The sequence below is a fragment of the Allobacillus sp. SKP2-8 genome (assembly GCF_007559355.1).
In the GTDB taxonomy this organism is placed as follows: domain Bacteria; phylum Bacillota; class Bacilli; order Bacillales; family Alkalibacillaceae; genus Allobacillus; species Allobacillus halotolerans.
Genome location: NZ_VMHF01000004.1, coordinates 47,842 through 62,100, shown reverse-complemented (window position 1 = coordinate 62,100; position 14,259 = coordinate 47,842). Strand labels below are relative to the sequence as shown.

The 14,259-nt window shown below is 41.1% G+C and carries 12 protein-coding genes; 8 read left to right on the top strand and 4 right to left on the bottom strand.

What is annotated here, in order from left to right:
* Positions 1 to 97: 97 nt before the first annotated feature.
* The gene (locus tag FPQ10_RS05925) at positions 98 to 1,945 is read left to right on the top strand and encodes a TcaA NTF2-like domain-containing protein (RefSeq protein WP_144161761.1); all 1,848 of its coding nucleotides are present in this window, start codon (positions 98 to 100) and stop codon (positions 1,943 to 1,945) included.
* A gap of 92 nt (positions 1,946 to 2,037) precedes the next feature.
* Here FPQ10_RS05925 and FPQ10_RS05920 read toward each other — a convergent pair whose 3' ends face one another.
* Positions 2,038 to 2,811, bottom strand: a complete 774-nt coding sequence (locus FPQ10_RS05920) for a hypothetical protein (protein ID WP_144161758.1) — start codon at positions 2,809 to 2,811, stop codon at positions 2,038 to 2,040.
* Between the two features lie 197 nt (positions 2,812 to 3,008).
* On the opposite strand from FPQ10_RS05920, the gene FPQ10_RS05915 reads away from it, so the two are divergent.
* Both FPQ10_RS05915 and FPQ10_RS05910 read left to right on the top strand, forming a co-directional pair.
* Complete coding sequence (locus FPQ10_RS05915; RefSeq protein WP_144161755.1) at positions 3,009 to 3,950, top strand: MBL fold metallo-hydrolase; 942 nt, start codon at positions 3,009 to 3,011, stop codon at positions 3,948 to 3,950.
* 64 nt (positions 3,951 to 4,014) lie between these two features.
* Entirely contained in the window at positions 4,015 to 4,329 is a 315-nt protein-coding gene (locus FPQ10_RS05910; protein WP_144161752.1) for a hypothetical protein, read from the top strand.
* On the opposite strand, the gene FPQ10_RS05905 is transcribed toward FPQ10_RS05910, so the two are convergent.
* Complete coding sequence (locus FPQ10_RS05905) at positions 4,317 to 5,675, bottom strand: hypothetical protein (RefSeq protein ID WP_144161749.1); 1,359 nt, start codon at positions 5,673 to 5,675, stop codon at positions 4,317 to 4,319. The genes FPQ10_RS05910 and FPQ10_RS05905 overlap by 13 nt on opposite strands.
* Positions 5,676 to 6,421: 746 nt before the next feature.
* Here FPQ10_RS05905 and FPQ10_RS05900 point away from each other — a divergent pair.
* Both FPQ10_RS05900 and FPQ10_RS05895 read left to right on the top strand, forming a co-directional pair.
* Entirely contained in the window at positions 6,422 to 6,946 is a 525-nt protein-coding gene (locus tag FPQ10_RS05900) for an AbrB family transcriptional regulator (protein WP_144161746.1), read from the top strand.
* On the top strand, positions 6,939 to 7,421 hold the full coding sequence (locus FPQ10_RS05895) for an AbrB family transcriptional regulator (RefSeq protein WP_144161743.1): 483 nt from the start codon (positions 6,939 to 6,941) through the stop codon (positions 7,419 to 7,421). Before FPQ10_RS05900 ends, FPQ10_RS05895 begins: the two co-directional genes overlap by 8 nt.
* Before the next feature lies 1 nt (position 7,422).
* Here FPQ10_RS05895 and FPQ10_RS12980 read toward each other — a convergent pair whose 3' ends face one another.
* Positions 7,423 to 7,596 (bottom strand): hypothetical protein, encoded by a 174-nt coding sequence (locus FPQ10_RS12980; RefSeq protein ID WP_186278564.1) that lies wholly within the window; start codon positions 7,594 to 7,596, stop codon positions 7,423 to 7,425.
* 86 nt (positions 7,597 to 7,682) lie between these two features.
* Here FPQ10_RS12980 and FPQ10_RS05890 point away from each other — a divergent pair, with 86 nt between their 5' ends.
* Positions 7,683 to 9,578 carry an SEC-C metal-binding domain-containing protein gene (locus tag FPQ10_RS05890; protein WP_144161740.1) on the top strand — a complete coding sequence of 632 codons (1,896 nt, stop codon included), beginning with the start codon at positions 7,683 to 7,685 and terminating at the stop codon, positions 9,576 to 9,578.
* 1,049 nt (positions 9,579 to 10,627) lie between these two features.
* Positions 10,628 to 12,100 (top strand): GGDEF domain-containing protein, encoded by a 1,473-nt coding sequence (locus FPQ10_RS05885; protein ID WP_144161737.1) that lies wholly within the window; start codon positions 10,628 to 10,630, stop codon positions 12,098 to 12,100.
* Positions 12,101 to 12,156: 56 nt separating this feature from the next.
* Here FPQ10_RS05885 and FPQ10_RS05880 read toward each other — a convergent pair whose 3' ends face one another.
* Positions 12,157 to 13,242: an ABC transporter ATP-binding protein gene (locus FPQ10_RS05880; protein WP_144161734.1), complete on the bottom strand. Its 1,086-nt coding sequence runs from the start codon at positions 13,240 to 13,242 to the stop codon at positions 12,157 to 12,159.
* Between the two features lie 130 nt (positions 13,243 to 13,372).
* Here FPQ10_RS05880 and proC point away from each other — a divergent pair, with 130 nt between their 5' ends.
* Positions 13,373 to 14,167, top strand: a complete 795-nt coding sequence (gene proC, locus FPQ10_RS05875; RefSeq protein WP_370512026.1) for a pyrroline-5-carboxylate reductase — start codon at positions 13,373 to 13,375, stop codon at positions 14,165 to 14,167.
* Positions 14,168 to 14,259 lie beyond the last annotated feature (92 nt).

The window sequence follows — 14,259 nt, the reverse complement described above, 5'->3', positions numbered from 1 at the left end:
GAGCAAACTTTCATCGAGCCTCTATCTTTTGCATGAATTTTCAGCTAATATAATACTATAGAACTATAAAAAGAGAAAAGAATAAAGGGGTAGAGAAATGAAGTTTTGTTCAGAATGTGGAACGGAATTGTCTGAGTCGACAGCATTCTGTTCGAATTGCGGGAAAGAAGTAGGCTCGTCTACGAATCAACAGGGGGAAAAACCGACGACAAATGGGGCGAATCGACAAAGCCAGACGAATGATGGAATAGGGGTATTCGTCAAAAAACATAAGCAACTGTTGTCAATTGGATTAGGTGTGGCACTCGTCATATTGGCTGGTTATTTCACCTTATCATTTATCAATTCATCAGAGCGTTTCGTTAATGGCGTTGTATATGCTATTGAAGAAGATGATTATGAATCATTGGTTGGTACGATGTATTTTTCAGATACGGAAGAAGAGATTTCAAAAAATGAAATAGAAATTTATGTTGATTATATTAAAGAAAACGCCAACCATCTTGATCAAGTGAAGCGTGGTTTACAAGAGCAAGCGGAGATGATCGAGCAAGAACATGCGATTTCACAAGATTTTTCTAGCTATGCAGAAGAAATGTATTTGGTTAAACGGGAAGGATTTTTAAAAGATTCTTATCAAATTCATGTCATCCCGAGTTATATAACGGTTGAATCTACGATGGATGGTTTGATTTTATCTAATGAATCGGAAGAAGAATTACATACGTTTTCGACACATGAAAGTACGTTTGAAGTAGGACCGACTGTACGTGGTTTTCATCAGTTCACCTTTACATATGAAGGCGAATGGATGCAGTTGGAGGAAGAACGCGAACATTATATTGCTGGGAAAGCTGAGCATATTTCACCGCAATTTGATGTAGATTACGTAACATTCAAAACAGATTTTCCTATGGAATATGAGGGTAAGCTTCTTGTCGATGGAACGGAAGTGAAGGAGCCCGTTTTTAACGAACAGATGGGTCCATTTCTACTGGATGAGCAATCAACAGTTCAATACGATGTTGATTTTCCATGGGGTACGATGTCAACAGGCGAGCAGCCGATTGATGCAGCAACAGTTTCCTTAAACTTTGAATTGCATCAAGCGTTTGCCGATCAGTTGGCAGAAGCGTTACAAAATCACTATGAAACGATTCTAACAAGCTACGAGACGAGAGACTTCAGCTTGATGGAAGGGATGAATGCAGGATTACGTGATTCTTATGAATACGACTACGAGTCAATGTATCGTGCGTTCGATCGAAGTGATGAGTGGTATAGTGGGTTACATTATAAGGATTTTCAAATTTATTCGAGGTTAACAAATTTCGGTAAAGATGACCAGGGTGAGTGGTTCGTTGTCGTACCGGTGGCAGAGGATAAAATGGTGATCAACTCTTATGATCAACCGGATGCCAGTGAATTGGAGGTTTACCGGAAAAACTACACTTTTTATCAGCTAAATTTCCGTGATGATGAGTGGGTTGTTGTCGATGATGTTCCGAGGTTTGGGTTTACGAGCGAAAAAGAAACGTATGATTATACCTATGATGGCGAAGTAAGGCTATTGGAAACAGAAGCAGCACCTGAAGAGGACGTTGAAAAAGTCGTTCAAGTCAGTGTAGGTAAATATATCGAACATTTAGTTGAAGCCGTTAACGCCGGCGATTACTCCATTGTGTCGCCTTACATTTTATCGGGAAGTGACTTAGAGAATGATCAGCAGTCTCTTGTGAAACGTTTGCATGAAGCAGGGACGACAGAAGAGCTGGTTTCATCAGAAGTACTGTCCGTCAAAGAAGATGGAGATAGATGGAAAGTTGATACAAAAGAAGAGGTCACCATTCATTACGATAGCGGAGAAAGTGAAACGAACTCATATGAGTGGACCTACACAGTCGTTGAAGAAGACGGTGATTATTTACTTAGCACGATTGAATAAGTAATCAAAAGCCTTTATAAATGTAAATCGTGGAGCTACATTAAGTATGAGCTCCAAGATTTTTTTATAGTAATTGTGCATGACTGATAACTTTAAAAATAAGCTAAGTGCTCAAACAAGTCCATCAAGTAATTATTAAATAAGAAGTATGTGATGAATGATACGAGTGTGACACTGAATAAGGCGGCATATACATACTGGCCATTTTGTTTGGATAAATGATGAGTCACGATGATCACGGGTGCAGCAGTGATGAATAAAGCGACAGGAACGGAAACCATAATTGCCTGGAAGGTTTCACCGTCACCAAGTCCGGCGAACATCGAAACGATTCCTACTAGAACAAATGGAACAGCAAGTAAACAATACTGTGTGGCAATCGTAGGGATACTAACTTTTTTCTGGGTAAAAGCAAGTGGTGCGACGGTTGCGATTAACCCTGCCCCTAAAAACAAAGCAACTCCTATAAATGAGCGTGAGAAAATGTCAAAAAAAGGCAAGGATTCAGGTTCATATCCCCAACCGCCTGAATGTTCTCTGTACATCCCATTCATCCAGAAGTAAAACGCCAATGCGATGAGGATCGCGAAAATGGCAACGGTCGTAATTCCGTAAAGAAACTGCTTATCCGTCCGTTTCAATGCCAATGTCGGGTCTTTCAAAATCGCGCCAAATTCATTCGAATACGTATGTTGATGAAAATTTACCGGTGCCTGTTTCGCTGTATTCGCGGCGTATGTTGCAGCTACTTCATCCCGCTGGTTATGTACTTGGGTTGTTGCATGATTGCTGGCTAATGGTGTGCCGCAATTTTCACAGAAATTTCCATGAACTTGTTCATATTTACAAACATGACATCGATGCAATAATGACATCTCCTTTACGTTTAATAATATAATCGTAGGGTACTTTCTTTGAATAAACAAGACTTTATCCCTATAATTCGTGAAAACTACTACCCTTTCGACATAAATTCACATGAACTTCATAGATTTTTTGTTAAAAAAATGGCATGATTTAATTATCAGATTACTGAATCTATTAAATTCGCTGGAGGTATTGGATGTTAGAGGAATTAGGAATAACCAAAGTTACGATTCCGCTTCCTTTTCGGTTGAATCATGTCAATTGTTTTTTAGCGGAAGGTCAAGATGGATGGCTCGTGATGGATACGGCGTTGAATCGACCCGTCACGAAAGAAATTTGGCAAAGTCATTTATCCGATAAAGAAGTGAAGCAATTATTGATTACACATTACCATCCGGATCACTCTGGCTACGCGGGTGAACTGCAACAACAGATGGGCGCGGAGGTATTGATGACGCAGACGGCTGAACGTGCCAGAAAAAGAAATTGGTCAGAAAACGCAGTGGAGACCATCAGAGCTTATTATCAAGCGGTTGGAATTCCGCACGAAATAGCGGACGGAATTAGTGAAAACACAATTGAATCAACAGATTTCGTCATTCCGGAGCCTTCGGTGGATCGGTATTTGAATGAAGGCGATTCTATCAAAATAGGAAACTATGAATACCAGGTGATTTTTACGCCGGGCCACGCACCAGGATTGATTACGTTGTATAATAAAGATAAAAATGTGTTGCTATCGACCGATCACATTTTACCGAAAATCACGCCGAACGTTTCCTATATGTTCATGGGCGATCAAAATCCGCTTCAGACCTTTATGGAATCGTTGCAGAAAATTAAACAACTAGATGCCGAGTATGTCATTCCATCGCATGGCGAGCCTTTCCATGGGGCGAATGATCGAATTGATGAAATCGTCAAACACCACGAAAGCCGGCTCAATGATATACTGGATCAGCTCAAAGACGGAAAGACAGTTTACGAAGTGTGCCACTATTTATTTGGCGATCGCTTGACCATCCATGAGATGCGCTTTGCGATTGGCGAAGCTTTAGCCCACTTGGAATTTTTACGCAAAAAAGGCGAGTGTCAACGAGAGGTGAGAAGCCACGACTGGCTCTATCGCGTGAAGTAGGTGAAACTTCAGGGTGACTCCTGAAGTTTTTTGTTTTTGGAAGGGATTTTTAGAGGGAGGGAGCGTGATCGTTCAAAATGTTGCGCTGACCGTTCAAAGGGGTGCGCTAACTGTTCAAAATGTTGCGCTGAGTGTTCAAAAGGGTGCGCTAACCGTTCAAAATGCCGCGCTGACCGTTCAAAATGCCGCGCTGACTGTTCAAAGAGCTGCACTAACCGTTCAAAGAAGTGCACTAACTGTTCAAAAGGGTGCACTAACCGTTCAAAATGCCGTGCTGACCGTTCAAACCAGCACTCCTATTGCTCAAGCACCCCCCAAAAATCATCCATATAAAAAAGCCCGTCGGTTTAGCCGAGCGGGCTCTCCTTATAGAAAGTAATAAAATCCACAGATCAGTAAGTAGTGTGCGAGGTATGTGAGCAAGCCGAAGCGGAAATTTAATTGATAGCCAACGCGCAACGAGTTGCTTCCGACGAGGTTTCCTACCATCAAGTTCGTTGCTGAGAATGGCGAGATCATAATGGTAAGCATCCAGCCGCTCAAGATACCGAGACTCAGGATGAGATGGTCGCCTGCAAAAATGACAGATGAACTGAATGTCGTCGCCAGTGCGGTATTGGTGATGATCGGATGTATGCCAATAAATGACAGCACGTTGATGACCAAAGCAATCAATGGCAATAAGATAAGCACGTGTGTAATGCCGGTTGATTGCAAGAAAAAGATGACTAAGTCACTTGCACCAGCTTGGATGATGGCATATCCGAATGCACCAGCTGCGATGAATAAAGATAGCTCATTTCCCATTTTTGGTAGTCGATCTTGTGTGTAATCGGAGAGTTTTTCAGCAAATTGTCTCGGTGATAAGTAAAACAAAGCCCAGACTGTTGAAAATCCGATAGCGACAAGCGGGACGATGGTAATCATCGATAAATTGACGAACTGTTCGAGCAAGATGGTGATGACTGTCATCGTGACGATTAACGTTAGTAATTGAGCAACTTTTCGCTGGGCATTTTTCAATGTTTGTTCATCCACAGGGTCTTGATTCATGTCGATTGGCTGCGAGTTTTTCCCTTGGGCAATCACTCCCATCACCATGCCAACAAGAGCGAGGGCAAGCCCATACGGAAATAATTCTAACCAAGAAATATCGAAATAACTTAAAACGAGAGCAACGGAAATGAAATACGGTGACCACATGAAGGCCATTGAAAATCCGCGATTCATTGCCCGCAACTTTGTATCCATGTGAGGATTGAATGCATCTGTGCTCGTCAGTTGGTGAATGATCGGAATGGAACCTAAGTTCATCACCGACCCAACCCCCATCGTTGAAAAAGACAAATAGGTGAAAAGCTGTTTTGTTGTACGAACATACGATGTAAAAATAACATCCATGGAATCCAAGTATTTACCTGCTTTAATCGGAATGGATATCAGCGGAACGAAAATGAAAATCGCTAAAAGTCCCGCATTCTCATCAAAACTCCACAACATCTGAAGTAACCCTTCACCGAAAATGGATAAGATGGTGGTCAAAATCAATAAAGAGCTAATGAGGATTCTCGGAACTTTTGTTAAATAAGGGATAAAAAGAACTAACGTAATAAAAGCGAAAATACTGACCAATTTAGGCAGAAGCGGCGAGTCTATGAACTGGGAAATCAAATACGTGATCCCCATCAGCAAGATGCTCGTCGACTGCAAACGTATATAACTCATGTTGAAACTCCTTTGTGATTCACTTGTACCATTATAGAAAAGTTGGCGTGGTTTGTCATGGAGACTGTCTGTGGAGGGGGATTAATGAGGGAATTATCTAGAAATAATATGCGCCCATTTGCTTTGGATATGTAACCGATCTAGTGGGATATGAACCCACTTCACTGATATATGAGCCGAGGCATCGAATATATGCGCCCTATTGAGTGAGTTATGAGACTAACTTGAGGAAATATGATCCATTGAAATCTAGCTGCTGAACTGTTGCTTCATTTGAGATGAATGCTAGGATATGTGCCCTGATTTCCAGGAAATGAGCCAAGAATGACTGATATGCGACCAGCTATTGTATATATGATCCCGAGTTATTGAGATATGTGCCCAGAGACCGAATTTATGAGCCCAACTTCAAGATATATGAGCCCACTCCGCATAATATGTATTCATCTCCATGATCTATGCGGTAATCTCAAACTATATGCTCCCAACTCCAGAATATATGCACCCTACTCAAGTCATATGCACCCAGCTGTGGTATATATGGTCCTGAGTTATAGAGATATGCACCCAGCATCCGAAATTATGGACCCAATTTCAATAAATATGAGCCCAACTCCGAAAAATATGAGCCCTTCCTCAAGACATATCCACCCGTCCCTAAAATACATCCTCCCTCCCTGGGTTTCTTTTCCGAAGTGACTCGATTATCATAGAAAATAGATGTTTAGCATGAAAGGGACCGATAGATGATGACAGCTTCTGTGATTTTTTATCTTATTCTCGCGTTAATCGGCGGGGCGATTGGCTATATTACCCGCTTGCCGGTTGGCGTCGTTCTTGGCTCGATGTTTGCGGTCGGGTTGGCGAAGTATTTCGATATTTTACATTTGGAGCGAACCGTTTCGATTTCGTTTGTCATTCAGGTGTTGCTCGGTGCGATGCTTGGGTTGTCGTTGATTAAAATTAATAAACAACAATTAATCACGCTCGGGAAAAGCTTGGCTGTCGTCGTGGTCATCGTGGTTATTTTTACAGGTGTGGCAGGTGCGACGCTCGGTTGGATGACGGGCACTAATCCTGTTCTGGCAACGCTCGCGGCATCGCCTGGTGCCATTGTGGAAGTTGCGACATTAGCGCAGGAATTGGACTTGGATGCACCGACTGTTGTACTCGTTCATCTTGTGCGCGTTGTCGTCATTATGAGTCTGTTTCCAATTTTATTGAAACAAGCAATGCGATTGAGAAAGAGAGAGGGGGATCTCAATGGATAAGTGGATTTTTGTAGCCGTATTGGCTTTTACCGGCGGTACGATTGGATTTTATTCAGGGATTCCTCTTGGGACGTTGCTCGGATCCTTATTTGCGGTCGGTGGCTATCAATTTGTCCGAAAAAATTTACCGACCTTTAGTTTCCGTGCAAAAAAAGTCATGCAAAGTATCATCGGAGGGAGTATCGGCCTCGCATTTACGACAGAAACATTTCAGGCGATTCAATCCGTTTGGAAGGTTGCACTGTTGGCGCCGATTGCCCATTTAATTCTTGCCGTTATCTTAACGTGGGTTCTGCATCGTGTTTTTCAATTTGATATCGTGACGTCATTTTGCAGTTCAGCGCCGGCTGGAATGAGTGAAGTGACGATAATTTCGGAGGAGTTCAGAGCTCAAATGCCTGTCGTGATCATGGTTCATACGATTCGCGTGATTGCGATTGTCGTGAGCGTACCACTTCTCGTCATGTTGTTTTAAATTATTTTTGAGGATATTTTCGTGAAAGTGGAACGATCAGTAAAAAGTGAGCTAGCGTACCACCGATTAATGAAGCAATTAGGAAAGTCCAATTAAACTCACCATCATACCAACCAGATATTAAAAATGAGATGAAAAAACCAAGCCAAATGCCAATTAGAAAATGGATTTTCATAAATAAACCTCCTCGAAGCCTTTGTTTACTGATTATACAAGATGCCATATACTGAAAGCAAATGAACTTGAACGAGGTGACTAAGTATGATTGGAAGAAATGACCCGTGTCCGTGTGGAAGTGGAAAAAAGTATAAAAAGTGTTGCTTGAATAAAGTTCAACAAGTGGCAGGGATGGTATCTCAAGGGATGTTTGAAGAAACCATCCAAGCGTTTCAACGAATGATTTTCGAAATTACAGAGAACTATACTCATTTATTGCCGACTCGGTTTGTGGATCTTGAAGACAATGACCTTGATTTTGTATATCAAGTTTCTAAGTTATTGAACGCGTTACGAAATGAGGAAAAGGGAGAAAGCAAATCTTATCTTGATCACGTTATCGCGCACCAGAAGAAAAAAGAACGACGGGAATCCGTCATCCGAAGTATGGATGAATGGCATAAGGTTGAGTCGTCATTTTTTGAAATTCTTGAAATGGAAAATGGTATCGCGCGTGCGAAAAATGTGTTCACCGAAGAAGAAACGTCGCTTCTTTTAGGATTCCATACAGACGACCCGGAGATAGACTGTGTTTTTGGACTCCCTGTACAGTGTGGTCCATATCAAATTTTTCCGCATGAACTAATAGAGATCATCGATGAAGAAATGGATCTTTTGAAACAATTGATTTCGTATGCGGCAGATGAAGAAGGACAAAGTATTGATGAATTTTTACGAACAACTGATTATATCTTTCCGGCAATTGATCATTTAGATGAAATGATGGAAGAAGCGACTGAAGATATGATTGGTTCATTTTCCTTGCTTCCGGAAGAAGAGGAAGTTTCGCAAGGGATTCGTCAGCTTCAGAAACCTGGAAATGAAGATGTCATTGATGAAATGATTGCTGAGTGGGAAAATATGGCACGTGTTAATTATATTCAAATCAATAAACCAGAACCAATAATTGCGGCTTTTGAATATGTTTACCGGGTAGACCTTTATCCAGAGGATTATAAAAAGGTGACACTCAAATTTTTAGCCGAAAAATATCAAACAACAACTGGGTCGATCAGTAATCGGAAAAAACAAATCGAGGAATATTTTGATGATAAAATGGAAATGGGATCGCCGATTATTACCCGACAATCTCCAGCAGCGGATTTTTCCAGTCCCACGGAAGATATGTTTCGGGCGATGAACGAGCAAACTTTTGAAAGCGAGGAAGAGTTCGAACAGTTTATTCAGAAATGGAATGAAACGGGCGGCGAAGGGATGATTCCCGACAAATCCGAAGCCGAAAAATTGTTTGAGGAAGCGGTCCACGCACAATCCCAAGAGCAAAAAGCGATGCTTGAACAAGTATTGACCCTCAAACCTGATTATGTCGATGCACTCATTCTCTATTCATTTCACCTTCCACCTGATGAGAGAGAACGCTATTTGACAGATGCGGTGAAAATCGGAGAAGAGAAATTCGATGATGAATTCGAGAAGGAAAATGCAGGCTCGTATTGGATGATGGTTGAAACAAGACCTTATATGCGAGCTTTATATGCGTATGCGAAATATTTGATAGAAGTAAATAAGAAGGAAAAAGCAAGGGAGTACTTTGAGCGGATCATGTATTTAAACGAAAATGATAATCTTGGCGTTCGTTATGATTTGATTCCGTTACTGATCGAACTCGGAAAATTTGACCGAGCAGAAAAGTTGTTTGATGCGTTTCCAGAACAAACAACTGAAATGATGTATCACAAAGTGCTGTATGATTACAAGGCCGAAAAGCCAGAGAAAGAATTGAACCAATCAATCAAACAAGCCATTCAAGAAAATGAGCAAGTCATCGTCGTGATGGGCATTCTAGCCGATGTTCAGAGGGGCGGGAAAATCACCCCTGAGATTGGCCAAGCTGAATACGAAGCCTATCAATATGCGAGTCAGTATGCACAGTATTGGGACGAACCACTTCTGGAAAAAGTCAGAGAGATTCAATTTTAACCCACAAACTCACCAGGAATCTGGTGGGTTTTATTTTTTCTACCTAATTCATGGTTATAACGTCAATGAACTGAGTAAGGATAAGAAACGGTTGGTTGTCATTATCGACAATGCACACCATTTAATGAAATTTGGGTCGATTTCTAGTTGCCTGCAGCTTTTTATCTCGCCTGTTTAAAGGTGGGTTCTTTTTTGCGGGAGAGGGCTTGGATATGGACCCTTATTTGAAAAATATGAGCCAAGTAGACGAGAAATGTGCCAGAGTTTTGTTTATATGGTCCCATTTATAGGACATATGCGCCCATTCTTGAAATATATGTACCCAGTCTCAAAATATATGCTCCCTTAGGCGGAGAATTGTTTTCGGAGCCTTTGGAAACAATCCCACGTGAATTCGTCGCTTAATGTGAAGTTGTTGCTTCGGAAATGCACCCTAATTAGAAAAATATGAGCCAAGTAGATGAGAAATGTGCCCGAGTTTTGTTTATATGGTCCCATTGATGGGACATATGCGCCCATTCTTGAAATATATGTACCCAATCTCAAAATATATGCTCCCTTAGGCAGAGAATTGTTTTCGGAGCCTTCGAAACAGATCCCACGTGAATTCATCGCTTAATGTGAAGTTATTGCTTCGGATATGTACCCTAATTTGAAAAATATGTGCCAACAGGATGAGATATGTGCCCGAGTTTTGGTGATATGAACCCATTCGAGGGATATATGCACCCATATTTGAAATATATACGACCAATCTCAAAATATATGCTCCCGCCCCCGGTATACATAGACTAGCCTCAAAAATATATGCCAAACCAAAATATATGCTCCGTGTCACATGAAATATGCGCCCATGCAATGAATATTTGCACCCAAGTTATGAATTTATGAACCCAACCTCCGATTATATGATACCAATCTAGAAGTTTATGTGAACAAATTGAAAATATATGCACCGAATCAGAATCTAATTGAACTTTTTTTCTGTTTTTTATGCTACGATATGGAATGGTTCATAATAAATCGTACATAAGCTGGGGAGAAGCAGGATGTATAAGAAATTTCGAATTAAATTATTTTTGACGATGATTGTTTTCGCTGTCATGATCGCTGGAACGATTGCTTTCGTGAATTTCAATGAATTGAAGAAACAAACGACACAAGATCACGAAGAGAAGATGCAGCATATTGAAGATATGGTGACTCAATCATTGGAAACGACGGAAAAAGCATATTATTTTCTTGATCAGGAGATCGCTGAACAGATGGAAAATATATCTGAACGGTTCGTTGAGAAATATCAACGTAATCCTGATTTCGATACATGGAATTTTGCTGAGTTGAAAAAAGAAATAGGAATGGATATCTATATCATCAATCAGGAAAATGAAATCACACATAGTAGTTTTGCCGATGATATCGGAATGGATTTTGATGATTGTTGTTCAAAGCTAGCTGTATTACTGGATCAGTACCGGATGAATGGAATTTTCCATCATGATGGAATGGAAGTTGAACAGAAAACCGGGAAAATAAAGAAATACAGTTACATGGGGACTCCAGATGGTAAGTATGTGATCGAGCTCGGGAATGATCTAGGTAATGAAGAGGTTTTTCATACGTTTAATTTTTTGGAGTATGAAGATCAATTGACACAAAAATTTGTGTCGGTCGAATCGGTACGAATACTGAATATATGGGGACTGGCCTATGGAATGGCACGGGAAGAAGCTGAGTTGAGCGGAGAGCGAAAGGAATTTTTTTCACGAGCGTTGGCTTCCAACACGGATCAGGAAATGAAGAAAGACGGATTCACTTATCGATATATTCCTTACCAATCGGAGTACGATTCAGGTACATCGGAGAAGAAAGTGATCGAGTTGGTCATGAATCGAGATATGCTGACATCCGTATTAGCTTCCCAGCGAAATAAATTTCTGTTGCAAATGACGGCGATTATCGTCATTGCTATATTGGTTGCGGCGCTTATTTCTCGGTGGGTGTCGATTCCGATGCATCTCGCTTTCCATGATGGTTTAACGAAATTGAAAAATCGCACGGCATTTGAGGAAGTGCTCAACCAATCACTTGCGAAACGTACAAATTATGCTTTTTTAATGATTGATTTGGATTATTTTAAATCGGTAAATGATTTGCTCGGTCATGAGGCTGGTGACCGGTTACTCAAAAAAGTTGCATTTGCGATTGAAGAAAATATACCTGAACAGGCTACTGCTTATCGGTATGGCGGCGATGAATTTGTTGTAATCATCAAGGATAGCAGTCGTGAAGAAGCGATCGAGACAGCAAACCGAATCTTGAAATCTCTTGAAGAAGTTTTTGGGGACCATGAAATGTTGCGTCAGTTGAACGTGTCTGCGAGTATTGGTATTTCGCTGTCTCCAGACCACGGAAAAAATGCATCATCACTATTTCGAAAAGCGGATGCAGCCTTATATCAATCGAAGGAAAAAGGAAAGAATCAATGGGGATTTTTCACACAAGGAATAGAGGATGAATAGGAAAACTCCAGGTTAGTTGCAGCAGTGACTAATCTGGAGTTTTTTAAATTAGCAATCTATGAAACTCTTTCTCCGGTTTCGTAATCAAAAAAATGAATGTGGTCCAAGTCGAAAGTTAATTTCATCGTATCTCCTGCTTTGTAATTTGTATTGGAATCAACACGTGCCACCAATTCTTGCCCGTCAATTGTCGTATATACATAACTTTCCGATCCCATTAATTCGACGACTCGAACGGTTGCTTCGAACGTTGCATAGTTGTCATCTGGAATTTCACTGATGTTTTCAGGTCGGACACCCAAAATGATAGGTTTATTTTCGTAGCCACGTTCCTTCAAGGTTTGAAAGTGAGGTTCAGGGAGCAGAAATTTTGATTGACCGACGATAAAGTGACCGTCTACAATTGTCCCGTTTATGAGATTCATAGAAGGTGAACCGATGAATCCTGCGACAAATGTGTTTTTCGGATTGTCAAAGATTTCTTTCGGAGCACCGATTTGTTGAATTTCACCCTGATGCATCACGACTAATCGGGTGGCCATTGTCATTGCTTCAACCTGGTCGTGTGTTACGTAAATCGTTGTTGTCTGGAGCTCTTGATGGATTTTTTGAATTTCTGCACGCATTTGAACACGTAATTTCGCATCCAAATTGGAGAGCGGCTCATCCATCAAAAATACTTTTGCATCACGAACAATCGCTCTTCCTAAAGCGACGCGTTGACGCTGACCGCCGGATAAAGATCCCGGCTTGCGGTTCAGACACGTTTCCAAGTCGAGAATTTTCGCAGCATGTTTAACGCGCTCATCGATCTCTTTTTTCGAAAACTTTCGGAGCTTTAATCCAAACGCCATGTTCCCATAAACAGTCATGTGTGGATATAAGGCATAGTGTTGAAAAACCATCGCGATATCGCGGTCTTTTGGTGAGAGATCATTCATTCTTTTTTCATCGATATAAATATTCCCTGATGAAGGATCTTCCAGTCCGGCAATCATTCGTAATGTCGTTGATTTGCCGCACCCGGATGGACCTACGAGAACGATGAACTCTTTATTGTGTATATGTAAATTAATGTTATTGACCACAACGTTTTTTCCATCATAGGATTTTGACAGATTTTCTAACCGAAGCTCAGTCATATGTATTCTCCTCCGTCGTTACTTGTATTTATTTTAACGTATTTGTTTGAATGCCGCCTAGTATAACCCTGTACTTTCAAGTTTCTATCTACTAAAATTAAATGAAACAATTCGTACGAGGACGAGGTGAATGTTAATGGATAAAAATATCGGTTTTATCGGCAGTGGAAAAATGGCCCAGGCCATGATTGGTGGGATGTTGGAATCACGAATGGTCAATAAGGATCAAATTTTTGCATCGGCATTGACGACCCGCACAATCAATTGGATGGAAGAGCGATACGGGATTGAAATGTTTAAAGATAATAAGAAGGTCGCTTCAGAAAGTGATTTTTTATTTTTTGCAGTAAAGCCGTATGTTTATCCAGAAGTGATTGAAGAAGTAAAAGGGCATTTAAAGAAGGGTGCGATCATTATTACCATTGCACCAGGTGTTTCAATTAAAGACATTACCGACGTATTCGGGGAGCAAACAAAAGTTGTGCGCAGCATGCCGAATACACCTTCATTTGTCGGAGAGGGCATGACCGTCATTAGCCCAAACGAACTCGTATCAGATGAAGAACAAGGTGAAGTCATTAAAATTTTTGAAGCTTTCTCCCAAGTGGAAGTGATGGAAGAAAAGCAAATGGACGCGATTCCTGCAGTATCCGGTTCATCGCCAGCATATGTTTATGTCATGATTGAAGCGATGGCAGATGGCGCGGTGAAACAAGGAATTCCGCGTCGGCAGGCGTATCGCTTGGCCAGTCAAGCCGTTCTGGGAGCTGCGAAAATGGTGCGCGACACCGACATTCATCCAGGAGAACTGAAGGACCAAGTATGTACACCGAAAGGCACGACAATTAAAGCCATTGCAGCGTTGGAAGAAAACGGATTCCGTAACAGTATCATTAAAGCGATGGATGCGACGAGAGAAGAATAATATCAGGTGGCGCGCTCTTCAGAAATTGAATGAAGAGCGCGTTTTTTTTGGGTTTATTGTGTTGGTTTGAGCGGTTAAGGTAATTCTTTGAA